The sequence below is a fragment of the Microbacterium maritypicum genome (assembly GCF_008868125.1).
In the GTDB taxonomy this organism is placed as follows: domain Bacteria; phylum Actinomycetota; class Actinomycetes; order Actinomycetales; family Microbacteriaceae; genus Microbacterium; species Microbacterium maritypicum.
This window is the reverse complement of the sequence record NZ_WAAQ01000002.1, coordinates 924,870-949,934: the sequence shown is the minus strand read 5'-3', so window position 1 is coordinate 949,934 and position 25,065 is coordinate 924,870. Positions and strand designations below refer to the sequence as shown.

The following is a 25,065-nucleotide window of genomic DNA, read 5'->3' as shown; positions in this document are numbered from 1 at the left end:
GATCGAGCAGATCAGGCGTGGTGCGGCTCGCAGTCCGACTGCTCGGCCGGCTCGATCTGGAAGGTGGAATGCTCCACGTCGAAGTGATCGGCGAGGCACGCCTGCATCTCGGTGAGCAGTTGGGCTGAACGGCCGTCGGCGAACAGCGTCGGTTCGATGCTGACGTGGGCCGTGAACACGGGTGCTCCGCGTGTGAGCTGCCAGACGTGCACATCATGCACGCCGACGACGCCCTCGTATCCGAGAAGGTGGGTACGGATCTCGCTCACCGCCGTGCCCTTCGGCGCGGACTCGGCGAGAACCGAGAACACCTCCCGCAGCAGGGCGATGGCCCGAGGGATGATCATCGCCGCGATGAACAGCGACGCGATGGCATCGGCCGGCATCCATCCGGTGACGAGGATGACCACCGCTGCCACGATGACCGCCACAGAACCGATCAGATCGCCCATCACCTCGAGGTAGGCACCGCGCACGTTGATGCTGGTGCGCTGCGCGCGACTCAGCAGCCACATCGACACGGCGTTCGCGAGCATTCCCACCACCGCGACGATCAGCATGAGGCCGCCGGCGACCTCGACCTCTCCCGGATCGATGAGTCGCCCGATGCCCTCGATCGCGACCCAGGTCGCGAGGGCGATCAGGATGACGGCATTGATCAGCGCACCGAACACCTCGGCGCGCTGATATCCGAAGGTGCGCCTGTCATCCGCCGGGCGCGCGGCGACAGTGGCGGCGATGAGAGCGATCACGAGACCGGAGGCGTCCGTGAACATGTGTGCCGCATCGGCGAGCAGCGCGAGAGAACCGGAGAGCAGCGCGCCGACGATCTGGACGAGCATCACCGTCGCGGTGAGGGACAGCGAGATCGCGAGCAGGCGTCTGCTGCTCGCGGAGCGGATGCCGCCGGGGGCGCGTGCGTGATCGTGCATGCCCCCAGGCTAGACCGGGACGACGGCCCGGAAGGCCTGTTCCGGCTAGTCGGGAAGGGTAACGATTCTCAGCTTCAGCAGCGGTTTCTCGCAGCCGAGAGCCGAGCGCGCTCAGAGCGCGGCGAGCAGCGGAACCAGTTCGGCGAAGGCGCGGGCGCGGTGGGACTGCGCCTGCTTCTCCTCGGAGGTGAACTCGCCCACCGACCGCTCCTCCCCTGCGGGCTGACCGTCCGGGACGAAGATCGGGTCGTACCCGAAGCCGCCTTCTCCCGTTGCCGCGTGGGCCAGGCGCCCCGGCCAGCGTCCCTCCACGACCTGCTCACGGCCGTCCGGCAGCACGAGGGCGATCGTGGAGGTGAAGTGCGCGCCCCGGTGCGGGTCCGCGATGTCACGCAGCTGGTCGAGCAGCAGCTCGAGGTTCGCCGCGGCGTCCTTCTTCTGACCGGCCCAATAGGCCGAGAACACCCCGGGAGAGCCGCCGAGAACGTCGACGCAGATGCCGGAGTCGTCGGCGAGAGCCGCTAGTCCGGTGTGAGCGGCGGCCGCCCGTGCCTTGATCAGCGCGTTCTCGGCGAACGTCACGCCGTCTTCGACCGGCTCGGGACCGTCGTAGCCGACGACCTCGAGATCAGGACGGGCCTGCGCCACGATCTGCTGGAGTTCCGCGACCTTGTGCGGATTGTGCGTCGCGAGCACGATCCGCATGGTCACTCCCCTGCCAGTGCGGCGAGCTGCGCACCCTTCAGGTCGGCGCATCCGGCCAGACCGAGCTCGAGCAGCGCGTCGAGCTCCCGCTTGTCGAACGGAGCGCCCTCGGCCGTTCCCTGGACCTCGACGAAGAGTCCGCGGCCGGTGACGACGATGTTCATGTCGGTCTCCGCGCGTACATCCTCGACATATGCCAGATCGAGCATGGGCTCGCCATCGATGATCCCCACGGACACGGCGGCGACCGAATCGAGCAGCGGCGTGGAGTTCTTGCCGATGAACTTCTTCTCCCGGCCCCACTCGATGGCATCGGCGAGCGCCAGGTACGCACCGGTGATGGCCGCCGTGCGCGTGCCACCGTCAGCCTGCAGCACGTCGCAGTCGATCACGATCGTGTTCTCGCCGAGCGCCTTCGTATCGACGACGGCACGCAGGGCGCGACCGATCAGGCGCGAGATCTCATGGGTGCGACCGCCGATGCGGCCCTTGACGCTCTCCCGGTCGTTCCGGCTGTTCGTGGCCCGCGGGAGCATGGAGTACTCGGCCGTGACCCATCCCTTGCCCTTACCGGTCAACCAGCGCGGAACGCCGTTGGTGAAGGAGGCGGTGCACAGCACCTTGGTGCCGCCGAAGCTGATCAGTGCGGATCCCTCGGCGTGCGCACTCCAGCCCCGCTCGATGGTGATCTCACGCAGCTGATCGGTGGAGCGGCCGTCGACGCGGACGATTTCGGACATGTGCTTCTCTCAGGTCGGGGTGGCGGATCGAGTCGGAGCGACTCGATCCGGATTACTCGAAAGCGTTCTCGGGAAGAGTGATCACGCCGGTCTGGACGAGCTGCACGTCGCGGACCTCACGGCCCATCAGACGGTTGGCCAGAGCGGTGAAGTCGTCGGTCGACGCTCCGGTGGCCTCGTAGACGTAGCTCGCGGTGGCATCCGGCGAGGCGAGCAGGTCTCCGCGGACGAGCTGGCGATAGACGTCGCCGGCGGTCTCGTCGTCGCTGGAGACGAGCGTGACGCCCTCTCCCATGACGTAGCTGATGGCGCCGCGAAGGAACGGATAGTGCGTGCAGCCGAGCACGAGCGTGTCGACGTCAGCATCGCGAAGAGGGGCGAGATACTCCTCAGCCACAGCGAGCACCTCCGGAGTCCCGGTGATCCCGGCCTCGACGAACTCGACGAAGCGCGGGCAGGCGGCGGTGAAGACCTGCAGCCTCTCGTTCACCTCGAGCATGTCCTGGTAAGCGCGTGAGCCGATGGTGCCAACCGTGCCGATCACGCCGACGCGCCCGTTGCGGGTCGTGGAGACCGCGCGGCGCACCGCGGGACCGATCACCTCGACCACCGGGATGTCGTAGCGTTCACGAGCATCGCGGAGCATGGCGGCCGAGGCGGTGTTGCACGCGATCACCAGCATCTTCACGCCCTGCTCGACGAGGGTGTCGAGCACCTCGAGAGAGTAGCGGCGCACGTCGGCGATGGGCTTGGGGCCGTACGGCGAGTGCGCAGTGTCGCCGATGTAGACGAACGACTCACGGGGCAGCTGGGCGCGGATGGCCCGCGCCACCGTGAGCCCGCCGACACCGGAGTCGAAGATCCCGATCGGCGCGTCGTTCATGACTCCCCAGCCTACCTGCGCGGGAGCCGCCGCGCGCATCAGCACGCTCACTAAACTGAGCGCATGACCACGTCGACGGCGCTGCTCACCGACCGCTATGAGCTGACGATGCTCGCCGCCTCCCTCCGGGACGGGACGGCGTTCCGCCCCAGCGTCTTCGAGCTGTTCTCCCGGCGTCTGTCCGGGGGCCGCCGCTTCGGTGTCGTCGCCGGCACCGGCCGCCTGCTCGGTCTCCTGCGCGACTTCCGCTTCGGTGACGACGAGCTCCGGTTCCTCAGAGACCAGAACGTCGTCGATGCGTCGTCGATCGCTCACCTCGAGGACTACCGGTTCTCGGGAACGATCCGCGGCTATCGCGAGGGTGAGCTGTACTTCCCCGGCTCCCCCATCCTCACCGTCGAGGGCACGTTCGCCGATGCCGTCGTGCTCGAAACGCTCGCCCTGAGCGTGCTCAATCACGATTCCGCCGTCGCGACCGCCGCCTCTCGCATGAGCATCGCCGCCGGCGAGCGTCCGCTGGCAGAGATGGGATCACGACGCGCAGCCGAGCGCTCGGCCGTCGCCGCCGCCCGGGCTGCCTACATCGCCGGCTTCGGCGCCACGAGCAACCTCGAGGCCGGGCGAAGCTGGGGCATCCCCACCATGGGCACGGCCGCCCACTCCTGGACGCTGCTGCACGACTCCGAAGAGGAGGCGTTCCGGTCGCAGGTCGAGAGCATGGGCATCGGAACGACGCTGCTCGTGGACACGTACGACATCCGCACGGGCGTCGAGACCGCCATCCGGGTCGCCGGCACGGAGCTCGGCGGCGTGCGGATCGACTCCGGCGACCTCCCCATCGTCGCCGGAGACGTACGCGCGCAGCTCGACGAGCTCGGTGCGACGTCCACGCGCATCACCGTGACCAGCGACCTCGACGAGTACGCGATCGCCGCCCTGGCCGCATCGCCGGTCGACGCCTACGGTGTCGGAACGTCGGTGGTCACCGGATCCGGATATCCGACCGCGAGCATGGTCTACAAGCTCGTGGCACGACAGGATGCCACCGGATCCTGGATCGGTGTCGCGAAGGCATCGGCGGACAAGGCGTCGCACGGTGGTCGCAAGGCCGCTTTCCGGACCCTGGTGGACGGCGTCGCCACCGCCGAGACGGTCGTCGTCTCCGATGGTTTCGAAGAGCTCGGCACCGCGGCGGAGCATCCAGACGGCCGTCCGCTGCAGGTGACCTTCGTCGAGGCTGGTGACATCGACTCGAGCTACGAAGGCGTCGAGGGCACGGCAGCCGCGCGGGCGCACCATCTGCGCGTGCGCGAAGAACTCCCGGTGCGCGCTCTCGCGCTCAGCAAGTCCGACCCGGCGATTCCCACCGTGTACGTCGAAGCAGACTGAGGTCAGCCCATCATCGACTCGTAGATCTCCTTGCACGTGGGGCAGATGGGGAACTTCTCCGGGTCGCGGCCCGGGGTCCACTTCTTGCCACACAGTGCCCGCACCGGCTTGCCGGTGATCGCGGACTCGAGGATCTTGTCCTTCTTCACGTAATGCGAGAAGCGCTCATGGTCGCCCGGTTCGAGATTCTCCTCACGGAGGAGCTCTTCCAGTTCGCGATCAAGCGTTGCCACGCCGCCCTGATCGGGGCTGTCCAGCGGAGTACTCATCCCGTGAGTCTAGCGGCGTCGAGTGCCTCGTGGGCGGTCGTCACGCCGTCTCGACGAACTCCATCAGGCGCTCCCCGCTGCGCTCGAAGATGCGACCGCCGATGACCGCCCCCGCGGCCAACACCGCGAGGCCGCCGAGGAGCCCGACCCAGAAGGTCGCCGGGGCGTATGCGGAGCCCTCGAGCATCGTGGCCGCGAACAACCAGATAGTGGGGGCGCTCAGCACGATCGCTCCGAGGAACGCCGCTGCGGGACCGTATGTGCCTCGGGACGTCGGCCGTTGCGGCTGCTGGAACGGGCTGTCACCGGGTCGCGAGACCGCGTACGGGGCGACGACCGAGACGATGCTCGAGATACCCAGAGCGCAGAAGAGCAGGCTCGCGGCCACGCCGCCCATCGGCAGCAGCAGGCTCCAGTTGCCGACGAGGAGGAGCGACAGGGGAACCGCGATCGCGAGCACCGGAATCGCGACGAGAAGGACCGGCACCAGGCGTCCGAGACGGTCGGGAAGACCCCGGACGCCACTGGCCACGTGGGTCCACAGCGCCGTCGAGTCGTAGGCGACGTCGTTGTGCGGCAACCAGCCGAAGAACAGCGCCATCACGGGCACGGGCACGAGCGCTGCGACCTCCAACGGGACACCGGCGACGATGAGCGGAAGCACGGTGAGGACACCGGCCACCGGCACCACGATGATGTTCATGATGTAGCGACGGTCGCGAAGCCAGTAGACGAGGCTTCGAGCCGCGATCGCACCGAAGGCGTTCGACGGCAGCAGACCGAACCAGCCGAGGCCCGTGCGCTCCCTCAGCGTGACCGGACGCTCCGTCGTCGTGAGCAGACGCCGCACGAGCCAGGCCCATGCGATCCCGAGCAGAACGACCGTGAGGACCGCGATGACGCCGCTGACCCACGCCGAGGCGGTCGCCCCGGCTGCGGAGTCGAAGAGGAACGCGGGCGCCGCGGCGAACGGGCTGAAACCGAAGACGCTCGAGAGCGTCGCGAGCGACGGCGGCACGAGGCCGTCCCAGCGGAGCGATCCGAAGAACACCGCGACGGGGAACGCGATCACGATCAGCGCGAGCGCGAACAGCGCCGTGAGCTCTCGGGATCGGCGCTCCGGAAGAAGCAGAGCGTTGAGCGCCATACCGATCCTCGAGACCAGCATCGTCGTGATGACACCGATGATCGTCATCAGCACCGCCAGCGGCCAGGGAGTCCCTGCTCCGATCGCCACGATGCAGACGCTGATGTAGACCGCGAGAAGCGCCAGGCTGGGCACGCTGATGAAGGCGGCCAGCGTGAGCACCCAGGGCATCTGCCGCTCATCGACACCGAAGACCGCGAACCGTCGGGGGTCGAGCTGGTCGACGGCACCGACGAGGATCGGGCCGACGAGGAAGCCGATGAGGAGGGCGGCCCCGCCGAGCACGGTGACTGCGCGTGCCACCGGTACCGGGGCTGCCGCGAGGCTGAACACGGCGATGCACACCACGGCGGTGACGGCGATGACCGCCGCGAGCGAGATGAGCGTCCGGATCCGACGATCGCCGCGAACAGAGCCCAGCAGCAGCGCGAGCCTCAGTCGGAGAACGTGTGCAGCCACTCGAGCCCCTCCACCTCTCCGCTGGAGCCGGCGAGCTCGACGAAGCGCGCCTCGAGAGTCTGACCCGCGCGGACCTCGTCGATCGTGCCTTCGGCGAGAACCTCTCCGCCGACGATGATCGCGACGCGTGAGCAGACACGCTCGACCAGATCCATGCCGTGGCTCGACAGGATCACGGTGCCGCCGTGCGAGACGTAGGCGCGGAGGATGTCCAGGATGACCGCCGAGGAGACAGGATCCACCGACTCGAACGGCTCATCGAGCACGAGCACGCGCGGCGAGTGGATCATGGCCCCGGCGAGCATGATCTTCTTCGTCATACCGGCCGAGTAGTCGGAGACGACGCGGCTGAGGGCATCGCCGAGATCGAATGCTCGAGCGAGGTCGGCGGCGCGCTTCTCGATCACATCCGCCGCGAGGCCGCGCAGCAACCCGTAGTAGTAGAGCAGCTGACGACCGGTGAGACGGTCGAAGGTGCGCAGCCGATCAGGCAGCACGCCCATCAGCCGCTTCGCCGCCAGCGGCTGCTTCGCCTGATCGATGCCGCAGATGACGACGCTGCCCGCGTCGGCGCGCAGAAGCCCGGCGACGATCGAGAGTGTCGTGGTCTTACCCGCGCCGTTGGGACCGACGACCCCGTAGAACGAGCCGGCCGGCACGGTCAGGTCGATGCCGTCGACGGCTCTGTTGTCACCGAACTGCTTGACGAGACCGCGAATGCTGATCGCCTCGCCGGCGGAGCCGGCATCGTGGGGATCCACGACCCCGGAAGCCGCATCGTCGGACTCCGCCACCGCCGCGGCGATCTCGACGGAACCATCGGGTTCGACTGCGGCAGCAGCCTCCGCCGGTCCGGCCTCGACAGGTTCGGCCTCGACGGGTTCCGAGGCGACGGTCGCTTCCGCGACGGCCGCGGTCTCGACGACGGCGGGCTCGACGACGGCGGGCTCGACGGCCGCGGTATCGACGACGGTGATCTGCTCGATCGCCGCAGGAGTGGAATCGGCCGTCGGGGTGAGATCCACTGCGGGAGCCGTCTCGACGGTCACCGACTCGATGACGGGAGTCGCTTCCGGCGCCGCCGTGGCGGTGTCTGCCGCGGCCTTCGCGGCCGCGTCGGCGGCCTTCTTCGCCGCGGCCTTCTTCGCTGCCGCCGTCTTCGCGGCCGTGGTCTTGGCTGCCGTGGTCTTCGCTGCGGCCGATCGCGCAGTGGACTTGGATGCCGCCGCCTTGGTCGCCGCTGACTTGGCCGCCGCCGTCTTCGCGGCGGTGGTCTTCGCTGCGGCCGTCTTCGCTGCGGTGGTCTTCGCTGCGGCCGTCTTCGCCGCTGCTGTCTTCGCGGCGGTGGTGGTCTTCGCCGCGGTGGCGGTCTTCGCGGCGGCCGTGTTCTTCGCGGCGGCCGTGCGCGCGGCTGTCGTGCTGCGGGGGGAGCTCGTGGTCGACGACGGCTCACCCGTCTGGCCGGGCATCGCCTTCACCAGCGGTTCCACCACCACTTCCGCTGTCGGCGCCGCCTTCTCCGCAGCAGCCTTCGTGGCTCCGGTCTTCGCCGCGGATGCCTTCGTCGCAGCGATCTTCCTCGTGGCGGAGGGCGTGGACGTACGCGTGGTCGCCGGGCGCTTCGCGGCCGGCTTCTTCGCCGCCGGCTTCTTCACAGCGGGCGCGGGCGAGATCTCATCGGCGGCCGTTGCCGCGGTGGGAGTCTGCTTCTTGGCCGGCGCGCGCTTCGCCGACGTCTTCTCTTGCGCGATCTCGGTTTGGTCCACCTGGGCGGTGCGGTCGTCAGGGGAGGCAGTCACCGTCCTACGGTATCAACGGGTGGCTGTACGCCAAGGCCGCCGCGCAATAAACTGCCCTCGGATCGCGCAGATCCGCCGAGATCTCGAGGCGATCGGAACCCTGTGCATCCGGTGTGTAGTCGATCACGAAATGACAACGGGGGCCTCCTCACCCCGAGGTTCCCAGGCGGAATCGATACCATGACAACGGCACGACGAAGTGTCTGGTCGGTTAATCGACCGTGAACACAACTTCCTTTAGGAGCACTCGTGACTCTTCAGACCGTCATCCTCGCCGCCGGAATGGGCTCGCGCCTCGGCCGCGCGCTGCCGAAGCCGCTCACCGAACTGAGCGACGGCCGCACGATCATGGGCCAACAGCACGACAACATCCGCGCCGCTTTCGGTTCCGACGCCCGCATCACCACCGTGGTCGGCTACCGCGCAGAGACCATCATCGATGCGTTCCCCCAGGTGAACTACGTCCACAACGAACGCTACGACGAGACCAACACCTCCAAGAGCCTGCTGAGGGCCCTCGGTGCGACCGGTCGCAGCGGAGTGCTGTGGATGAACGGAGACGTCGTCTTCGACCCGATGATCCTCGGCCGCGCGCTCGAGTACATCGAGCGCGACCAGTCCTTCGTGACGGTGAACACCTCCAAGGTCAGCGATGAAGAGGTGAAGTACACGGTCACGGCCGAGGGCTTCATCAACGAGCTGTCCAAGACTGTCAAGGGCGGTCTCGGCGAGGCCGTCGGCATCAACTACATCTCGTCCGCACACAAGAAGGCGTTCATGCGTCAGCTGCAGCGCGTCGAGGACCAGGATTACTTCGAGCGCGGTCTCGAGCTCGCGATCGCCGAAGACGGCCTGCTGCTCGAGCCGATGGATGTCTCCGACCTGTACGCGGTCGAGGTCGATTTCGCCGAAGACCTGGAGCGGGCGAACCTCTTCGTCTGATCGCCGGTCACGAAAGCCCGGTCCCTCCGAGGGACCGGGCTTTCGGCGTTTTCGCGGACTGGCTTCATAGGATCGCAGCATGGCTCCCAAGGTGCACAAGATCCATTCGCTCCCGGACGACGCCCCGTGGGACAAGGGGGTGCCTCCCACCGGATCGGCGGAGCATCCGATGATGGTGCGCGGCCTCGACCGCGTGCTGTCGATCCAGCGCCCGCTCGTGCTGGCGCACATCCGGAGCATCCGCCTGCGCAATCCGCAGGCCTCGCCGGCCGAGATCATCCGCATCCTCGAGCGTCGCTACCTGGCGGCCGTGACCACCGGTGGAGCCGCGGTCGGCGCGACCGCTGTCGTCCCGGGCATCGGCACGGGTGTCACGCTCGCACTCTCCGGCGTGGAGACGGTCGGCTTCGTGGAGTCCACAGCTCTGTTCGCGCAGTCGGTCGCCGAGGTGCACGGGATCGCGGTCGCGAACCCGGATCGCGCCAGAGCGCTGGTGATGACGCTGATGCTCGGCAAGGAGGGCGTCGACCTGGTCGGACAGCTCGCCGGGCAGGTGGCAGGGCGCGGCGGGAGCAGATCGTCGTACTGGGGCGAGCTCGTCACGAAGTCACTCCCCCGCGCCGCCGTCGGACCTCTCGTCGACCAGCTCAAGAGCATGTTCGTGAAGCAGTTCGCTGCCAAGGGCGGCGCGTCGGTCATCGGCAAGGCCCTCCCGTTCGGGATCGGTGCCGCGATCGGAGGCGCGGGGAACAACATCCTCGGCCGCCGCGTGCTGACGACGTCCCACAAGGCCTTCGGTGCCGCCCCGATCGACCTTCCCCTCGAACTGGAACCCGTGCCCGGCGCCGAGAAGCTGGAGTTGCGGGTGCTGCGTGGTGCCCGCTACGCCGGCAATGCGGTCGCGGGAGCGGCCGGTACGACCGTCCGCGGGGTGGAATGGGCGGGACGCAAGGCCCGCTCGATCGGCCGCCGCCCCAAGGCCGACCCGGAACTCGAGTCCGGTGAGCCCGAGGGCTGAGCGCACCTCGCCAAAGGATCGGCCGACCCGTTGTGGCGAGCATCCAACAGCCGGAGGCGAGCCGACGATAGGGTGGAATCCGTGACGGACAAGCCCGACCTCTTTACCACCGCCGGCAAGATCGCGGATCTGCGCGCTCGCTATACAGAAGCCGTCGTCGACGCGGAAGCGAAGGCGAAGGAGAAGCAGCACGCGAAGGGCAAGATGACCGCCCGCGAGCGCATCGAGCTGCTCGTCGACCCCGGGAGCTTCGTCGAGTTCGACGAGTATGTGCGCCACCGCACCACGGCCTTCGGCATGGATCGTTCGCGACCCTACGGCGACTCGGTCGTCACCGGCGTGGGCACGATCAACGGCCGCACGGTCGCGGTGTACTCGCAGGACTTCTCGACCTTCGGCGGTTCGCTCGGCGAGGTCGCCGGCGAGAAGATCATCAAGATCATGGAGTTCGCCCTCGCCGGAGGGATGCCCTGCATCGGAATCCTCGACTCCGGTGGCGCGCGCATCCAGGAGGGCGTCGTCGCCCTCGGCAAGTACGGCGAGATCTTCCGCCTGAACACCCGTGCATCCGGCGTCATCCCGCAGATCTCCATCATCATGGGCCCGGCTGCGGGCGGAGCGGTGTACTCCCCCGCCCTCACCGACTTCGTGATCATGGTCGACAAGACCAGCCAGATGTTCGTCACCGGCCCCGACGTGATCAAGACCGTCACGGGCGAGGACGTGGGCATGGAAGAGCTCGGCGGTGCGTACACGCACAACACCCGCTCGGGCGTCGCGCACTACCTCGCCGAGGATGAGGACGACGCGATCGACTACGCGCGCACGCTGCTGAGCTTCCTCCCGGACAACAACATGGCGGAGCTGCCGTCGTACGAGAGCGCCTTCGAGTTCGAGACCACCGACGCCGATCGCACGCTCAACACGATCGTCCCCGATTCGACGAATCAGCCGTACGACATCCACACCGTCATCGAGCATGTCGTCGATGAGGGCGACTTCCTCGAGGTCCAGCCGCTGTTCGCGCCCAACATCGTGATCGGATTCGGACGCATCGAGGGCCGGTCGGTGGGCATCATCGCCAATCAGCCCTCGCAGATGGCCGGCACCCTGAACATCGAGGCCGGAGAGAAGGCGAGCCGGTTCGTGCGCTTCTGCGACGCCTTCTCGATCCCGATCGTCACGCTCGTGGATGTGCCCGGCTATCTGCCCGGCACCGACCAGGAATGGACCGGAGTCATTCGCCGTGGCGCGAAGCTGCTCTACGCCTACGCAGAGGCCACCGTGCCCCTCGTCACCGTGATCCTGCGCAAGGCCTACGGCGGCGCATACATCGTGATGGGCTCGAAGCAGCTGGGCGCGGATGTGAACCTCGCGTGGCCGACAGCGGAGATCGCGGTCATGGGCGGCCAGGGCGCCGTCAACATCCTGTACCGCGGCGAGATCAAGAAGGCCGAGGAAGCCGGTGAGGACGTCGCCGCCGTGCGCACCCGGCTCGCGAACGGGTACACCTACAACGTGGCGTCGCCCTTCCTGGCGGCAGAGCGCGGCGAACTCGACGGCATCATCGAGCCGGCGAACACCCGCGTCTCGATCGCCAAGGCGCTGCGCGCTCTGCGCGGCAAGCGTGCGGAGCTGCCTCCGAAGAAGCACGGGAACATCCCGCTGTGACCGCGCAGAACGCTCAGGACGGCACACCGGCCCCGGAGACCCCGGAGGCGCCGATGCTCGACATCACCCGCGGGGCGGCCACCGAGGAAGAGCTCGCCGCGCTCATCGCGGTGATCAGCGAGGCCTATGCGATGGAGGCGGCTGCCGCCGTCGCCGACGAGCCGTCCGTGTCGGCATGGACGCGGACGCAGCGACCGCTGCGACGCCCGCTTCGTCGCGACATCCCCTGGGGGCGCTTCTCCGGCTGACCGCCGCGCGCAGCTGCGGGACGCAGGCGTCTCGAAGGAATCCGACTACGTCTGCGTGATCCGTGAACCCTCCGCCTCACGAATCACGCAGACGATCGTCGCAGGACCCCCAGCGCCCTGCTCGGCGACGTTCCCCGTCGCCGCCTCGCCCTGCCCTGTGCAGGATGGGGCGTGTTCACCCCGACTCGGACCGGGACCGCTTCCCCCCTGCATGCCACGGTGCCGAGCATGCGGAGAGAGGGCGCAGTTCCGTGATCCGACGATGAGGGAACCCTAAATATTACATCGATTAGACATATACCCGCAAGCCCTGATCCGTCGACGGCAGAGACCGGGACGGCGTCTCGGATCAGCTGTCGAGCAGCAGATCCGAGGCACGGGGACTGAGGACCGAGTCGAGGACCACGCACCCGGCACCCACCGCACCGACGTCGTCCCCCACCACCGTGCCATCGACAGGAAGCGTGCGCACCGCGCGCGTCGCACTGGCACGATCGAGCCTGGCGGGGATCTCCCGCAGGTAAACGTCGGCGAGCCGAGCCCAGAAAGGCCCGCCGAACACGACCCGATCCACGTCGAGCATGTTGGTCAGCGCCGCCGTCAGCACGGTGATGTGCGCAGCCGCCTGTCTCAGCACCTCGACAGCCGCTTCATCGCCCTCGGCCGCTCGCTCGCACAGCCGACTGAATCTCTCATGGACGGCGGCGACGTCGCTCGCCTGGCGGTCGTCGCCGAAGACACCCGCACGCTCCGCCTGTTCGACGATCGCCTGCGGGGTGCAGACGACCTCGACGCACCCGCGGGACCCGCACGAGCAGGAGGGCCCGTCCGGGTCGACGATGATGTGCCCGATCTCGCCGATGTTGCGCGTGCTGCCACGCACCGCCTCCCCGTCTCTGGCCAGGGCCGCGCCGATCCCGGTGCCGAGGTAGACGAAGACGAACGAGTCGTCGGCCGACTCGCGTCGAGTCCACAGCTCCCCCACCGCGGCAGACGTCGTGTCCTTCTCCAGCACCACGGGCAGCCCGGTGGCCTCCGCCAACACCTCGCGCAGCGGAACACGGTGCCAGCCGACGAGCTTCGGGGGATCGATGACCGTGCCCTTCTCCACGTCGAGCGGGCCGGGGGCCGCGACCCCCACCCCCGCGATCCGCGAGCGATCCACACCCGATCCCACGATCAGGGCGTCGATCGTCGTCGCCATGGCCTCGACGATCCGGTGCGGATCCTCGGCGGGCGTGCGCACGCTCAGGCGTCGAACGATGGCACCCGACAGGTCGAGCAGCACGAATGTCATGAGGGCGGGGTCGAGGTGCACTCCCACCGCGAAGCGGCTGTCTGCGACGAGCCTCAGGGTGACGCGCGGCTTGCCAGGCCCGTTGATCGTGCGCCCGGCCTCCCTGATGAACCCGTCATCGAGGAGCCTCCGGGTGATGTTCGTGACGGTCTGCGCCGAGAGCCGGGTCGCCGTCGCGAGCTCGATCCTGCTCAACCCCTCGCCGGACTGGCGGATGGCCTCGAGGATCACGGACTGGTTGAAGTCACCCATACGCGGGAGATTGGTGCCACGACGCGTTGCCATCGTCCAATGATCCACCATCGAGGCGGATTCTTGTCCCCCAAAATACCTACAGACAATGTTTGCGCAAGCCATCAGACTGAGGGAGACGCTTCGCGTTCGGCTGGTCTCTCTGTCCCAGGGTAGACAGACGCTGATCGGCCACCAGCGGACGGTTTTCGGGTAACTGTCCGCACGGAGAGGGGCAGGGGGATTCGCCGCCCCTCTCCCACTCTCATCATCCTCGACTCCGGTCGCCTCCCCCGGCCGGGGCCGAGGACGTTCGCGAACCGCGTCAGACGACCGGCATTCAGCGCGGGATCTCGTGCCAGAGGTCGACCGCATCATCGTCGCCGGACGATCGCGAACCGGCGCGGCCGACCACGGTCACCGCGATACGAGGGTCCGGTGACGAGCGGATGATGAGTCGAGACGTCTGCGCCCGGCTGAGCACCACCGCCAGTTCGTCTCGGATCGCTTTGCGACGCGCCTCGTCGATACCGTCGAAGCCGCCCTCATCGAACACGGTGACGACCACGCCGCGCCGTCGCGCCGCCTCGATCGCGTTGCGCACCGCGTCGTTGAGGAGGTCGGCTCCGCGCAACTCGTCGCGCAGCCGCCCCTCGGCGAGACGTGCATCCAGACGCTCCTGATCGTTCAGCGCGCCCCTCGCCGCCACGACCCTGCTGAGGACCGGGCCGGCGACGGCCAGGGCGAACTGCGTGCGAAGACGCCGCTCACGCTGCCGGACCCGCTGCGTGGCGTGCCATGCGGACACCGCCTGCTGGATCTCTGCGAGACGCTCGGTGTCGCGCACCGCCCGGTCCCAGAACATCACGAGCAGTCGCGCAACGGCCACCCACATGATGGAGCCGACCAGCCCGAGGTTGAGCGCCACGACGAAGCCCAGCGACGCGGACGCCGCCACCACGAGCACCACGAGCACGAGCCAGCCGATCAGGGACCGCCGGCGAACGACGCACACGATACCGAGCAGGCCGAGAGCACCGATGTACCAGGTCGCGAAAGGGGCGGTGCGATCCGCCGGTTCGAGCGAGAAGGTGACGAGCACGGGGATCACCGCACTCGCCAGCAACGCGAGGATCGCCGACCACATCGGCATCTTCACCGAGGCGCCGTCGCCGAGGATCGCGATGTTCACGACCACCAGGTACACGGCGATCGCGAGGACCATCAGCAGCGGAGCCGTCGGCTGCTCGATCCACCAGATCCCTCGGGCGACGAAGTACAGTGCGAAACCGACGGCGAGAGAGGTGGCGACGCTGCGCACGGTGCGGTTCACGAGCGCACCCATCCCAGCGTGACGGTGGTGCCGTGCTCGTCGGAGACGATGTCGGCCGTGCCGGCGACGCCCGCCATGCGCGCGAAGATCGACGCGCGGATCCCGAGGCGGTCGGCACCGATCGAGTCGACGTCGAAACCCGACCCGGTGTCCGAGACCGTCACGACGACCCCTTCGTCTGCATGCCCCTCGACGATGATGTGGAGCCCGCGTCCGTTGGCATGCGACACGGCGTTGCCGATGGCCTGCCGCGCGGCGAGCACCAGCGCACGAGCCGCCCGCCCGGGGATGAGGCCGATTCCTCCGCGCTCCTCGACGATCGCGTCGGCACCGAGCTCGGACAGGGCCCGACGCAGCTCGACGACGATCTGCGCCGTGCCGACGGGCTCATCGCTGCCTTCCTGCGCGACGGCGGCTTCGGTGTTCGCAAGGCGGGTGAGAGCCTCCCGCGCCATGGCGACGGCCAGTTCCTCCGCACGCTCACCCTCGGCCCTCTCGGCGGCGATCAGCGCGGCGAGGACGCTGTCATGCATCAAGGCGGACATCGCCGCCCGCTCCTCTTCCGCTGCGGCCGCTGCGGCAGCCGTCGAATACGAAGCCACCGCCTGCCCCCTGGCCTCGTCCACGCCGGCGGCGACGGAGCGGAACATCCAGCCGAGCGAGACGATGACGACACCGAGGATGAGGGTGAACGACACATCGAACGCGGTCGTCACCCAGAACTCACGGGAGAACTCCCCCTGGACGAGGCGCACGTAGCCGTAGACGAACGGCATCCCGGCAGCCCACGCGAACTGGAGCCACAGCGGGAACGCGAGCATGGCCGCGACGACACCGACGTTGACGAGGAAGAAGATCCAGGGCTGGTCTCCCGCGCCCTTGTCCGAGGGGTCGACGACGGTCGGCCAGGCGGCGAGCGCGAGGACGTAGACCACGGCGAAGATTCCGGAGAAGGTGCGAACGCCCCGACCCACCACACAGGCCAGCAGCATCGCGGCGAGCGGCACGAACACCACGATCAGCGTCACCAGGTGCGCAGGATCCGCTGCGGACAGGGAACCCATCGCGGAGATCAGGGCCTGCGCTCCGAGCACAGCCGAACCGATCGCGACGACGATCGCGAGGATCCGTTCCATGCGCTTGCCGGTGAAGCGCTCGTACGCCGTCTCCGTGCTGCCGGGAGAGGGGATCTTGCTCCAGGCGTCGCGGATGCTCAGCGGCTCAGCGGCCACCGGGTGCCTCGTCAGCCGTGACGATCCCGTCCTCCATCGCTCGGCGCAGGAGATCGACCTTCGTCGGCGCGGGGCGCCCGACCTCGACGTACTTCACGCGGATGCGGGTGATGTTCTCCTTGGCGGTGGAGTAGGCGACGCCCAGCTTCTCGGCGACGGCCTTCAACGGCAGGCCGGTCGCATACAGGCGGAGCACCTCGCGCTCCCGTGTGGCGAGCTGCGCATCGGCGAAGGCGCGGTCTCCGTCGACGGCGCTCGCCCACTCGACGTTGTTGAGGGCCTCGCCCTGCGCCACGGTGCGGATCGCATCGAGGACGTCGTCGAGGGCGGAGGACTTGCTCACCACTCCGGCGGCACCGGCAGCGAGCGCCTCGCGCACGGCGGCCGGCCGATCGGCGACGCTGTGGATCACGACGCTCGCACCGTCGTTCACGAGGGAGGTCACGTTCTCGGTCACGGTCGTCCCGTCGCCGAGAGTGAGATCGAGCACGACGACCTCGGCAGGCGCCGCCGCGGTGGCGCGGCGCCATTCGAGGTACGACACGACGGTGCTCCCGGAGAAGACGACGGTCTGCGAGTCACGCGCGCACGCGGCCTCGAGACCGAGGCGAACGGACTCGTGATCGTCGATGAGTGCGACCGTGCTCATCCCCTCAGCCTACTGAGTCCCCCGACGAGCCGAGGATCGCTCACCGGGTGAGCAGCGCGACGACCTCGAAGTGATGCGAGTGCGGGAACAGGTCGAAGCTACGAAGGCGGTCCACGTTCCATCCGAGAGTCCGGAAGGTGCCGAGATCGCGAGCGAGGGCCACCGGATCGCACGCGACATACGCGATGGCATCCGGCGCGAGCGCGTGAATCGCCTCGACCACCTGACGACCGGCACCGGCGCGCGGGGGATCGAGGACCACGGCTCCTGTGCGCCCGCGCTTCTGCGTGGCCAGGAAACGATCGACGCGCGCCGTCACCGCATTCACCTCGAGGGGAGCGAGGTTCGCGGCCGCGTGCTGGGTGGCGCGGGCGCTGGACTCGACCGTCACGATGTCGGTGCCGCCGAGATCGGCGAGTGTCGCGGCGAACAGACCGACCCCTCCGTACAGGTCGTAGTGCGACTTCTGCTCGTCGACGTGCCCGTCGAGGATCCCGTAGACGGCGGCATCGAGCACCGAGGCCGCGCGCGGGTACACCTGCCAGAAGCCCGTGGAGTCGACCTGGAAGCGCCGGTCGTTGACCATCTCGTGGATGACCTCGGGAATGGGACGCTTGCGGAAGCCCCTCTGCACCCGTGGTGCACGCTCGGTCTCCTCGCGACGGATGATGCGCACCGTGCCGTCGGCGGGCTCGACGAGTTCGATGCGGCCAGGGGCCTCGCCCTGCAGTGCGAGTGCCGCTTCGGCGATCGCCGGCCGTGCGAGCGGGTGCGAGGTCACGGGGACGACGCGGTGGCTGCGAGCGGCGAACGGCCCGGCCATTCCCGTGTCGTCGACGTGCAGGGTGACGCGGGTGCGCCATCCGAGGCCGTCGCCCGACTCCACGGACTCGATCTCGGGGGCCTCGAGGCCGCTGCCCGCGAATCGGTCCAGCGATTCGGTCAGCACACGCCGCTTGAGCTCGCGCTGGTGGTCCAGATCGATGTGGCCCAGGTCGGCGCCGCCCGGGCGGTCCGCCGGATCACGGGAGACGTCGGCCTCCGCCCACACGTGCGGGCGGCGGTGCTCCGAGGCCTCGAGCACCTCGACGGTCTCCGCCCTCCAGAAGCTGCGGGTCGACGCATCAGCGCCCTCCTGCGGGGCGATCACGCGGGCACGCACGCGCTCACCGGGGATGGCATCGGAGACGAAGACCACGCGTCCCTCGTGGCGGGCGACGAAGGTGCCCCCGTGTGCGATGCCGGTGATGTCGAGTTCGAGCACGTCGGCTGGGGAGGAAGTCATTCTTCGAGGATACGGTGGTGGACATGCGCGTCTGCCTCGCCTCCACCTCCCCCGCCCGACTCATGCTGCTCCGCCAGGCCGGCATCGAACCGCTCACGGTGTCGCCGGATGTGGATGAGGACGCCGTCGCCGCCGCCGCAGAGGCGGAACGAGGCGCACCCCTGCCGCCGGCGGAACTGGTGCTGCTGCTCGCCCGCGCGAAGGCCGTGGCCGTCGCGCACGGTCTCGCCGACGAAGGCACCTTCGACGGCCTGGTGATCGGCGGGGACTCGATGTTCGCCCTCGGTGGGCGGGTGTACGGCAAGCCCTACACCCCGGAGGAGGCGACCAGGCGCTGGCAGGAGATGCGCGGAGCGACGGGCATCCTGCACTCCGGGCACTCCGTGTTCCGGGTCGCTCCCGGCTCAGAGCCCACCGAAGCCACCGCCGTCGCCGAAGCCGCCGTGACGTTCGCACACGACGTGAGCGACGCGGAGATCGCCGCGTACGTCGCCTCCGAAGAGCCGCTGCACGTGGCAGGGGCCTTCACCGTCGACAGCCTGGGCGGCGCCTTCATCACGCGCGTGGACGGCGACCCCTCGACGGTCGTCGGCATGTCGCTGTCGACCGTCCGCCGTCTGGCGGCCGAGCTCGGCGTCCGCTGGACGGACCTCTGGTCGTAGACTCCCCTCCACGTTTTCTCGACTTTCTTGTGGGGAGTCGTCAAAGGGATCGGGATCGTTCTCGCTAGGCTGGCAAGCATGCCTGCTATCGCCAAGGTGCTCATCGCCAACCGCGGCGAGATCGCCGTCCGCATCATCCGCGCCGCCCGGGACTCCGGAATCGCCTCGGTCGCCGTCTACGCCGACCAGGATCGCGACGCTCTGCACGTCCGCCTCGCCGACGAGGCCTACGCCCTCGGCGGCTCGACCAGTGCCGAGACCTACCTCCAGATCGAGAAGATCCTCTCGATCGCCCGCCGCGCCGGTGCCGACGCGGTGCACCCGGGATACGGGTTCCTCGCCGAGAACGCCGAGTTCGCTCGCGCCATCATCGGTGCGGGGATGACCTGGATCGGCCCGTCGCCCGAGGCCATCGAGGCGCTCGGAGACAAGGTGACCGCGCGTCACGTGGCAGAGAAGGTCGGCGCACCTCTCGCCCCCGGCACTCCCGGTCCCGTGGAAGGCGCCGACGAGGTCATCGCCTTCGCGAAGGAGTTCGGCCTGCCGATCGCCATCAAGGCGGCCTACGGGGGCGGCGGACGCGGTCTCAAGGTGGCGCGTGAGCTCGACGAGGTCGCCGAGCTGTTCGAATCCGCCACCCGCGAGGCCGTCGCCGCTTTCGGACGCGGCGAGTGCTTCGTCGAGAAGTACCTCGACAAGCCGCGTCACGTCGAGACGCAGTGCCTGGCCGACGCCGAGGGCAATGTCGTCGTCATCTCGACGCGCGACTGCTCACTGCAGCGCCGCCACCAGAAGCTCGTCGAGGAGGCGCCCGCCCCCTTCCTCACGCAGGAGCAGAATGACCTCCTCTACTCGGCGTCGAAGGCCATCCTCAAGGAGGTCGGCTACGTCGGCGCCGGCACGTGCGAGTTCCTCATCGGCGCCGACGGCACGGTGTCGTTCCTCGAGGTGAACACCCGCCTGCAGGTCGAGCACCCGGTCTCCGAAGAGGTCACCGGCATCGACCTGGTGCGCGAGCAGTTCCGCATCGCGGCCGGCGGCACCATCGACTACGACGACCCGAAGCCGCAGGGGCACTCGATCGAGTTCCGCATCAACGGCGAAGACCCCGGTCGCGGATTCCTGCCCCAGCCCGGCCCGATCCACGTGTTCAAGACGTTCGGCGGTCCCGGCATCCGGCTCGACTCGGGCGTCACCGCCGGCGACGCGGTCTCGGGTGCGTTCGACTCGCTTCTGGCGAAGATCATCGTGACGGGCAAAGACAGGGCGGAAGCACTGGAGCGCTCGCGCCGCGCGCTCGACGAGTTCGAGGTCGCAGGGCTCCCCACCGTCATCCCGTTCCACCGCAAGGTCGTGCGCGATCCCGCGTTCACCGCGGAGAACGGCGAGTTCGGCGTCTTCACGCGCTGGATCGAGACGGAGTTCGTCAACGACATCCCCGCGTGGGACGGCGAGCTCGAGGCGCCGACGCCTGCGGAATCGCGTCACACGGTCGTCGTCGAGGTCTCCGGCAAGCGTCTCGAGGTGAGCCTGCCCGATCGCGTCGCGGTCGCGGCCGGCACCGCCGGGCGCCCTGCCGCCGTCCCGCCGTCGCGTCGCAGCCACGCCACCACCGCCAACGCCGGAGCATCCGGTGACGCGGTCAAGTCGCCCATGCAGGCCACCGTCGTCAAGATCGCCGTCGCCGACGGACAGCAGGTCGTCAAGGGCGACCTGGTCGTCGTGCTCGAGGCCATGAAGATGGAGCAGCCGCTGCAGGCGCACAAGGACGGCGTGGTCGGCAACATCAACGCGGACGCCGGCGCCACGGTCTCCGCAGGACACCAGCTGCTCACGATCAGCTGACGCACAGCATCGACGCGAAAGGCGCCCCACCGCGGTGGGGCGCCTTTCGCATGTCTCCGCGGATCAGGAGATGTTCACAAGGTGCATCGCCCTGCTCGCATCGGTGATGCTGCTGGACAGCGAGGGGTACGCCGCGAAGACCCGGGAGACCTGGTCGACCGTGAGACGGCGCTCGACGGCGACCGCGATCGGGTAGATCAGCTCCGAGGCCTTGGGAGCGACGATCACGCCGCCGATCACCGTGCCCGATCCCTTGCGCGCGATGAGCTTGACGAAGCCGTCCTTGATGCCCATCATCTTCGCGCGCGGGTTCGCCGCGAGCGGGAGCTTGTAGACCAGGCCGTCGGCCACGCCGTCCTCGACGTCCTTCTCGCCGTAGCCGACCGTGGCGATCTCGGGCGCGGTGAAGATGTTCGAGGTGATCTTGATCTGCTCGAGCGGGATCACGATGTCGCCCAGGGCGTGGAACACGGCCGTGCGGCCCTGCATCGAGGCGACGGAGGCCAGCGGGAAGAAGTTCGTGCAGTCGCCGACGGCGTACACGTTGGGGACCGAGGTGCGCGCGACCCTGTTCACACGGACGTGCCCCGACTCGTCGAGCTCGACGCCGGCCTCCTCCAGACCGATGCCCGCGGTGTTCGGGATCGACCCGACCGCCATGAGGCAGTGGCTGCCGTCGACGGTGCGCCCGTCGGACAGCGTGACCGTGACGCCCTCGTCGGTGACCTCGACCCGGTCGGCGCGGGACTTGGAGAGCACCTGCATCCCCCCGCGCTTGAACACCTTCTCGAGAACGGCTGCGGCATCCTTGTCCTCGCCGGGGAGCACCTGCTCGCGGCTCGAGACGAGTGTGACCTTCGCCCCCAGGTTCATGTAGGCGGAGGCGAACTCCGCACCCGTGACACCCGATCCGACCACGATGAGGTGCTCGGGAAGGGCCTTCATGTCGTACAGCTGGGTCCAGGTCAGGATGCGCTTGCCGTCGGGCTTGGCCGAGTCGAGCTCGCGCGGCGAGGCGCCGACGGCCACGACGATCGTGTCGGCCTCGACCCGATCGAAGTCGGTGCCGCCCTGGCCCGTCGACACGATGATCGCGGTGGGCCCCTCGAGGCGGCCGTGTCCGGACAGGATGCGCACCCCGGCTTCGAGGAGCGTGGCGCGCATGTCCTCGGACTGCTGACCCGCCAGTGCGAGCAGGCGCTTGTTCACCGCGGCGAGGTTGATCGCGATCTCCGGCTTGAGCGGCCTGGAGTGATCGCCCTTCGCGTAGAAGTTCACACCGAGGTCGCTCGCCTCGGAGATGGCGACGGCGGCATCGGCGGTGGCGATCAGGCTCTTCGAGGGCACGACGTCCGTGAGGACGGCGGATCCGCCGACTCCCACGCGCTCGACCAGGGTGACCTCGGCCCCCAACTGGGCAGCCGCGAGGGCCGCCTCGTAGCCGCCGGGACCGCCGCCGAGGACGGCGACGCGCTGAGTGCGCTCGAAAGTGGTGGAAGACATGGAATCCATTCTCGCGCAATCCTGGCACCCGAGCCTGCACCTTCCTAGAGTGGATCCATGCCCGAAACGCACAGCAACCCCCTCGACGACCCGACCGCGAACCCGTTCGAGGTCGCCGCGCAGGCCGCAGCCGACATCGCACGTCTGACCGGTGTCGAGAAGCACGACATCGCCCTCACCCTCGGCAGCGGCTGGGGCAAGGCCGCCGACATCATCGGCGAGACCGTCGCGACGATCCCCGCGACCGAGGTCACCGGCTTCTCCAAGCCCGCGCTCGAAGGCCACGTCGGCACCCTGCGCAGCATCCGCACCCCCGACGGCAAGAACGTGCTCGTCATCGGTGCACGCACCCACTACTACGAGGCTCACGGCGTGCGCCGCGTGGTGCACAGCGTGCGCACCGCCGCCGCCACCGGCGCCAAGATCATGGTGCTGACCAACGGCGCCGGCGGCATCCGCGAGACGTGGACGCCCGGTCAGCCCGTGCTCATCAGCGACCACATCAACCTCACCGCGGACTCCCCGCTCGAGGGCGCCACGTTCGTCGACCTCACGGACCTCTATTCGAAGCGCCTGCGCGACGTCGCCCGCACCGTCGACCCGACGCTCGACGAGGGCGTCTACACGCAGTTCCGCGGCCCGCACTACGAGACCCCGGCGGAGGTGCAGATGGCCAAGCACATCGGCGGCCACATCGTCGGCATGTCGACCGCGCTCGAGGCGATCGCCGCCCGCGAGGCCGGCATGGAGATCCTCGGCTTCTCCCTCATCACCAACCTCGCCGCGGGCATCCAGCAGACCCCGCTCAGCCATGGCGAGGTGATCGAAGCCGGACGTGAGGCCGAACCCGTGATCTCCGCGCTCCTGGCGAGGGTGGTCGAGGCCCTGTGAACGAGGAGCTGCTCGCGCAGGCCAGGGCCTGGCTGCGACAGGACCCGGATCACGAGACGCGCGACGAGCTGGCCGGTGTGATCACCCGTGCCGCCGCCGGCGACGAAGGGGCGATCGCCGACCTGGAGGACCGTTTCCGCACGCGGCTCGCGTTCGGGACCGCCGGTCTCCGCGGCGAGCTCGGTGCCGGCAGCAACCGGATGAACAGGGTGCTCGTTGCGCAGGCCGCCGCGGGCTTCGCCGCCTACCTGCGCGAGAAGTCCGACGGACGCACGCCGACAGTCGTCGTCGGCTACGACGGACGCCGCAACTCCCGCGTGTTCGCGACGGACTCCGCCGAGCTGTTCGCCGGGGCAGGTCTGCGCGCGATCCTGCTCCCCCGGCTCCTCCCGACGCCCGTGCTCGCTTTCGCCGTGCGCCACTTCGGAGCCGATGCCGGAGTGATGGTGACCGCGAGCCACAACCCGCCGAACGACAACGGCTACAAGGTCTACCTCGGCGGCGCCGACCACGGGTCGCAGATCGTCGCCCCCGCAGACGCCGAGATCGCCGCGCACATCCAGCGCACGGCCGACGCGGGATCCGTCGCGACGCTCCCGCGCTCCACGGACTACGAGACCGCCGGTGAAGAGGTCGTCGAGGCCTACATCGCCGCGACCGTCGCCGTGGCCCCGGCCCCGGCGGGCACCACGGGCATGCGGTGGGTGTACACCGCGATGCACGGGGTCGGCTGGGAGACGCTGTCGCGCATCGTGAAGGACGCCGGCTACCCCCAGCCCTTCGTCGTCGACGAGCAGCTCACCCCCGATGCCACGTTCCGCACCGTCTCGTTCCCGAACCCCGAGGAACCGGGAGCGATGGATCTCGCCTTCGCGAGGGCCCGCCGGGTCAAGGCCGACTTCATCCTGGCGAACGACCCCGATGCGGACCGCCTGGCCGTCGCCGTGCCCGATGCTTCGACAGCGGACGGTTGGCGACGTCTCACCGGCAACGAGGTCGGTCTCCTGCTCGGCGCGCGGGCTGCCCGCGCCGCGGCAGGAACCCCGGGTGCATCGCTCGCGTGCTCCCTCGTCTCCTCCCCCGGTCTCGGTGCCGTCGCGGCGCACCACGGACTCGACTTCCACGAGACCCTCACCGGGTTCAAGTGGATCTCGCGCGCCCCCGGCATCGTCTTCGGCTTCGAGGAGGCACTGGGCTACCTCGTGAACCCGGAGACCGTGCGCGACAAGGACGGCGTATCGGCCGCGGTCGCCATCCTCGGCCTCGCCGCGGAGGCACGCGACCGGGGAGCCACGCTCGTCGATCTGCTCGATGAGCTCGGAGAGACCTACGGGCATTTCGCGAGCGGCCAGGTGTCGGTGCGCGTCGAGGACCTCGCGGTCATCGGCAACGTGATGCTCGCGCTGCGCACGCTTCCTCCGACGCACATCGCCGGACGTTCGATCGCCTCCGCCGAGGATCTTCTGCAGGCAGCGCCCGGCCAGCCGTCCGGCGACGTGCTGCGGTACCGTCTCGTCGACGGATCACGGGTGATCGTGCGCCCCAGCGGCACCGAACCGAAGCTCAAGGTCTACATCGACGCCCGCGCGGAGTCGGCGGAGAGTGCGCGTGAGGCGGTCGCAGAGCTCGAAGCCGGAGTCCGCGCCCTGCTCGACGAGCGTTCCTGAGCATGCCCGTCCGACACCTCGTCGTCAGCGCGCACAACGGTGCGCACGCCCGACCGGTGGCCGAGCTGGTACGACTCGCGCAGTCCCATACCGCTCCGGTGACCCTCCGCACGGGCGACGGCACGATCGTCGACCTGACCAGTGTGCTGGCGGTCATGGACCTCGGGATCGCCTCGGGGGATTCGGTCGTGCTCGAGACGGCGCCCTCCGCGACGGCTGAGGCCGTTCTCGATCAGCTCGCGGAGGTGCTCGCTCCCCGCGGATGACG

Annotated in this window: 23 protein-coding genes; 10 read left to right on the top strand and 13 right to left on the bottom strand. The window is 69.0% G+C overall.

Annotated elements, in window-relative coordinates:
• Nucleotides 1-11 precede the first annotated feature (11 nt).
• The 4 genes from F6W70_RS15360 to murI all read right to left on the bottom strand — a co-directional run bounded on the left by F6W70_RS15360 (nucleotide 12) and on the right by murI (nucleotide 3,260).
• The gene (locus F6W70_RS15360; RefSeq protein ID WP_151487188.1) at nucleotides 12-932 is read right to left on the bottom strand and encodes a cation diffusion facilitator family transporter; all 921 of its coding nucleotides are present in this window, start codon (nucleotides 930-932) and stop codon (nucleotides 12-14) included.
• A 111-nt stretch (nucleotides 933-1,043) separates the two neighbouring features.
• The gene (gene rdgB, locus F6W70_RS15355) at nucleotides 1,044-1,637 is read right to left on the bottom strand and encodes an RdgB/HAM1 family non-canonical purine NTP pyrophosphatase (RefSeq protein WP_151487187.1); all 594 of its coding nucleotides are present in this window, start codon (nucleotides 1,635-1,637) and stop codon (nucleotides 1,044-1,046) included.
• Nucleotides 1,638-1,639: 2 nt separating this feature from the next.
• Entirely contained in the window at nucleotides 1,640-2,377 is a 738-nt protein-coding gene (rph, locus tag F6W70_RS15350) for a ribonuclease PH (protein ID WP_151487186.1), read from the bottom strand.
• 52 nt (nucleotides 2,378-2,429) lie between these two features.
• Complete coding sequence (murI, locus tag F6W70_RS15345; RefSeq protein WP_055870948.1) at nucleotides 2,430-3,260, bottom strand: glutamate racemase; 831 nt, start codon at nucleotides 3,258-3,260, stop codon at nucleotides 2,430-2,432.
• A gap of 63 nt (nucleotides 3,261-3,323) precedes the next feature.
• Here murI and F6W70_RS15340 point away from each other — a divergent pair, with 63 nt between their 5' ends.
• Nucleotides 3,324-4,649, top strand: coding sequence for a nicotinate phosphoribosyltransferase (locus F6W70_RS15340; RefSeq protein WP_055877741.1), 1,326 nt, complete (start codon nucleotides 3,324-3,326; stop codon nucleotides 4,647-4,649).
• Nucleotides 4,650-4,651: 2 nt separating this feature from the next.
• Here the strand turns inward: F6W70_RS15340 and F6W70_RS15335 are convergent, their stop codons facing one another.
• Genes F6W70_RS15335 through F6W70_RS18005 form a run of 3 tightly spaced genes read right to left on the bottom strand, consistent with a single transcriptional unit; the run spans nucleotide 4,652 to nucleotide 8,323 of the window.
• On the bottom strand, nucleotides 4,652-4,918 hold the full coding sequence (locus F6W70_RS15335; protein WP_017828506.1) for a DUF3039 domain-containing protein: 267 nt from the start codon (nucleotides 4,916-4,918) through the stop codon (nucleotides 4,652-4,654).
• Between the two features lie 40 nt (nucleotides 4,919-4,958).
• The gene (locus F6W70_RS15330; RefSeq protein WP_055870942.1) at nucleotides 4,959-6,524 is read right to left on the bottom strand and encodes a hypothetical protein; all 1,566 of its coding nucleotides are present in this window, start codon (nucleotides 6,522-6,524) and stop codon (nucleotides 4,959-4,961) included.
• Entirely contained in the window at nucleotides 6,500-8,323 is a 1,824-nt protein-coding gene (locus F6W70_RS18005) for an ABC transporter ATP-binding protein (RefSeq protein WP_318278917.1), read from the bottom strand. Before F6W70_RS18005 ends, F6W70_RS15330 begins: the two co-directional genes overlap by 25 nt.
• 249 nt (nucleotides 8,324-8,572) lie before the next feature.
• Here F6W70_RS18005 and F6W70_RS15310 point away from each other — a divergent pair, with 249 nt between their 5' ends.
• The 4 genes from F6W70_RS15310 to F6W70_RS15295 all read left to right on the top strand — a co-directional run bounded on the left by F6W70_RS15310 (nucleotide 8,573) and on the right by F6W70_RS15295 (nucleotide 12,202).
• Nucleotides 8,573-9,265: a phosphocholine cytidylyltransferase family protein gene (locus tag F6W70_RS15310; RefSeq protein WP_055870939.1), complete on the top strand. Its 693-nt coding sequence runs from the start codon at nucleotides 8,573-8,575 to the stop codon at nucleotides 9,263-9,265.
• 79 nt (nucleotides 9,266-9,344) lie between these two features.
• Nucleotides 9,345-10,283, top strand: a complete 939-nt coding sequence (locus F6W70_RS15305; protein WP_055870936.1) for a hypothetical protein — start codon at nucleotides 9,345-9,347, stop codon at nucleotides 10,281-10,283.
• A gap of 81 nt (nucleotides 10,284-10,364) precedes the next feature.
• Nucleotides 10,365-11,954 (top strand): acyl-CoA carboxylase subunit beta, encoded by a 1,590-nt coding sequence (locus tag F6W70_RS15300; RefSeq protein ID WP_373695317.1) that lies wholly within the window; start codon nucleotides 10,365-10,367, stop codon nucleotides 11,952-11,954.
• A complete protein-coding gene (locus tag F6W70_RS15295; protein ID WP_318278916.1) occupies nucleotides 11,951-12,202 on the top strand; it encodes an acyl-CoA carboxylase epsilon subunit in 252 nt (83 codons plus the stop codon). The genes F6W70_RS15300 and F6W70_RS15295 overlap by 4 nt, the downstream gene beginning before the upstream one ends.
• Nucleotides 12,203-12,551: 349 nt before the next feature.
• On the opposite strand, the gene F6W70_RS15290 is transcribed toward F6W70_RS15295, so the two are convergent.
• The 5 genes from F6W70_RS15290 to F6W70_RS15270 all read right to left on the bottom strand — a co-directional run bounded on the left by F6W70_RS15290 (nucleotide 12,552) and on the right by F6W70_RS15270 (nucleotide 18,229).
• Complete coding sequence (locus tag F6W70_RS15290; protein WP_127483367.1) at nucleotides 12,552-13,751, bottom strand: ROK family transcriptional regulator; 1,200 nt, start codon at nucleotides 13,749-13,751, stop codon at nucleotides 12,552-12,554.
• Between the two features lie 319 nt (nucleotides 13,752-14,070).
• On the bottom strand, nucleotides 14,071-15,063 hold the full coding sequence (locus F6W70_RS15285) for a hypothetical protein (RefSeq protein ID WP_229778878.1): 993 nt from the start codon (nucleotides 15,061-15,063) through the stop codon (nucleotides 14,071-14,073).
• Nucleotides 15,060-16,295 (bottom strand): ATP-binding protein, encoded by a 1,236-nt coding sequence (locus F6W70_RS15280; RefSeq protein ID WP_055870926.1) that lies wholly within the window; start codon nucleotides 16,293-16,295, stop codon nucleotides 15,060-15,062. Before F6W70_RS15280 ends, F6W70_RS15285 begins: the two co-directional genes overlap by 4 nt.
• Nucleotides 16,285-16,944 carry a response regulator gene (locus tag F6W70_RS15275; protein ID WP_055870922.1) on the bottom strand — a complete coding sequence of 220 codons (660 nt, stop codon included), beginning with the start codon at nucleotides 16,942-16,944 and terminating at the stop codon, nucleotides 16,285-16,287. The genes F6W70_RS15280 and F6W70_RS15275 overlap by 11 nt, the downstream gene beginning before the upstream one ends.
• A gap of 40 nt (nucleotides 16,945-16,984) precedes the next feature.
• Nucleotides 16,985-18,229: a class I SAM-dependent RNA methyltransferase gene (locus F6W70_RS15270; protein WP_151487184.1), complete on the bottom strand. Its 1,245-nt coding sequence runs from the start codon at nucleotides 18,227-18,229 to the stop codon at nucleotides 16,985-16,987.
• Between the two features lie 23 nt (nucleotides 18,230-18,252).
• Between F6W70_RS15270 and F6W70_RS15265 the strand changes: the two genes are divergently transcribed.
• Together F6W70_RS15265 and F6W70_RS15260 are read left to right on the top strand one after the other, a co-directional pair.
• Nucleotides 18,253-18,891: a Maf family protein gene (locus tag F6W70_RS15265; RefSeq protein ID WP_151487266.1), complete on the top strand. Its 639-nt coding sequence runs from the start codon at nucleotides 18,253-18,255 to the stop codon at nucleotides 18,889-18,891.
• A gap of 78 nt (nucleotides 18,892-18,969) precedes the next feature.
• Nucleotides 18,970-20,736 carry an acetyl/propionyl/methylcrotonyl-CoA carboxylase subunit alpha gene (locus tag F6W70_RS15260; RefSeq protein WP_055870912.1) on the top strand — a complete coding sequence of 589 codons (1,767 nt, stop codon included), beginning with the start codon at nucleotides 18,970-18,972 and terminating at the stop codon, nucleotides 20,734-20,736.
• 63 nt (nucleotides 20,737-20,799) lie between these two features.
• Here F6W70_RS15260 and F6W70_RS15255 read toward each other — a convergent pair whose 3' ends face one another.
• Complete coding sequence (locus F6W70_RS15255) at nucleotides 20,800-22,248, bottom strand: NAD(P)H-quinone dehydrogenase (protein WP_055870910.1); 1,449 nt, start codon at nucleotides 22,246-22,248, stop codon at nucleotides 20,800-20,802.
• Between the two features lie 48 nt (nucleotides 22,249-22,296).
• Between F6W70_RS15255 and F6W70_RS15250 the strand changes: the two genes are divergently transcribed.
• From F6W70_RS15250 to F6W70_RS15240, 3 genes are read left to right on the top strand one after another with little or no spacing between them, the layout of a single operon-like run.
• On the top strand, nucleotides 22,297-23,130 hold the full coding sequence (locus F6W70_RS15250; protein ID WP_017828488.1) for a purine-nucleoside phosphorylase: 834 nt from the start codon (nucleotides 22,297-22,299) through the stop codon (nucleotides 23,128-23,130).
• Nucleotides 23,127-24,797, top strand: a complete 1,671-nt coding sequence (locus F6W70_RS15245) for a phospho-sugar mutase (protein WP_151487183.1) — start codon at nucleotides 23,127-23,129, stop codon at nucleotides 24,795-24,797. Before F6W70_RS15250 ends, F6W70_RS15245 begins: the two co-directional genes overlap by 4 nt.
• Nucleotides 24,798-24,799: 2 nt before the next feature.
• Nucleotides 24,800-25,063, top strand: a complete 264-nt coding sequence (locus F6W70_RS15240; RefSeq protein ID WP_017828486.1) for an HPr family phosphocarrier protein — start codon at nucleotides 24,800-24,802, stop codon at nucleotides 25,061-25,063.
• The last annotated feature ends 2 nt before the right edge of the window (nucleotides 25,064-25,065 follow it).

Coding starts and splice junctions, on each gene's coding strand:
- F6W70_RS15360 (WP_151487188.1), bottom strand. CDS start 932: ATGCACGATCACGCACGCGCCCCCGGCGGCATCCGCTCCGCGAGCAGC.
- rdgB (WP_151487187.1), bottom strand. CDS start 1,637: ATGCGGATCGTGCTCGCGACGCACAATCCGCACAAGGTCGCGGAACTC.
- rph (WP_151487186.1), bottom strand. CDS start 2,377: ATGTCCGAAATCGTCCGCGTCGACGGCCGCTCCACCGATCAGCTGCGT.
- murI (WP_055870948.1), bottom strand. CDS start 3,260: ATGAACGACGCGCCGATCGGGATCTTCGACTCCGGTGTCGGCGGGCTC.
- F6W70_RS15340 (WP_055877741.1), top strand. CDS start 3,324: ATGACCACGTCGACGGCGCTGCTCACCGACCGCTATGAGCTGACGATG.
- F6W70_RS15335 (WP_017828506.1), bottom strand. CDS start 4,918: ATGAGTACTCCGCTGGACAGCCCCGATCAGGGCGGCGTGGCAACGCTT.
- F6W70_RS15305 (WP_055870936.1), top strand. CDS start 9,345: ATGGCTCCCAAGGTGCACAAGATCCATTCGCTCCCGGACGACGCCCCG.
- F6W70_RS15290 (WP_127483367.1), bottom strand. CDS start 13,751: ATGGGTGACTTCAACCAGTCCGTGATCCTCGAGGCCATCCGCCAGTCC.
- F6W70_RS15275 (WP_055870922.1), bottom strand. CDS start 16,944: ATGAGCACGGTCGCACTCATCGACGATCACGAGTCCGTTCGCCTCGGT.
- F6W70_RS15270 (WP_151487184.1), bottom strand. CDS start 18,229: ATGACTTCCTCCCCAGCCGACGTGCTCGAACTCGACATCACCGGCATC.
- F6W70_RS15265 (WP_151487266.1), top strand. CDS start 18,253: ATGCGCGTCTGCCTCGCCTCCACCTCCCCCGCCCGACTCATGCTGCTC.
- F6W70_RS15260 (WP_055870912.1), top strand. CDS start 18,970: ATGCCTGCTATCGCCAAGGTGCTCATCGCCAACCGCGGCGAGATCGCC.
- F6W70_RS15255 (WP_055870910.1), bottom strand. CDS start 22,248: ATGGATTCCATGTCTTCCACCACTTTCGAGCGCACTCAGCGCGTCGCC.
- F6W70_RS15250 (WP_017828488.1), top strand. CDS start 22,297: ATGCCCGAAACGCACAGCAACCCCCTCGACGACCCGACCGCGAACCCG.
- F6W70_RS15240 (WP_017828486.1), top strand. CDS start 24,800: ATGCCCGTCCGACACCTCGTCGTCAGCGCGCACAACGGTGCGCACGCC.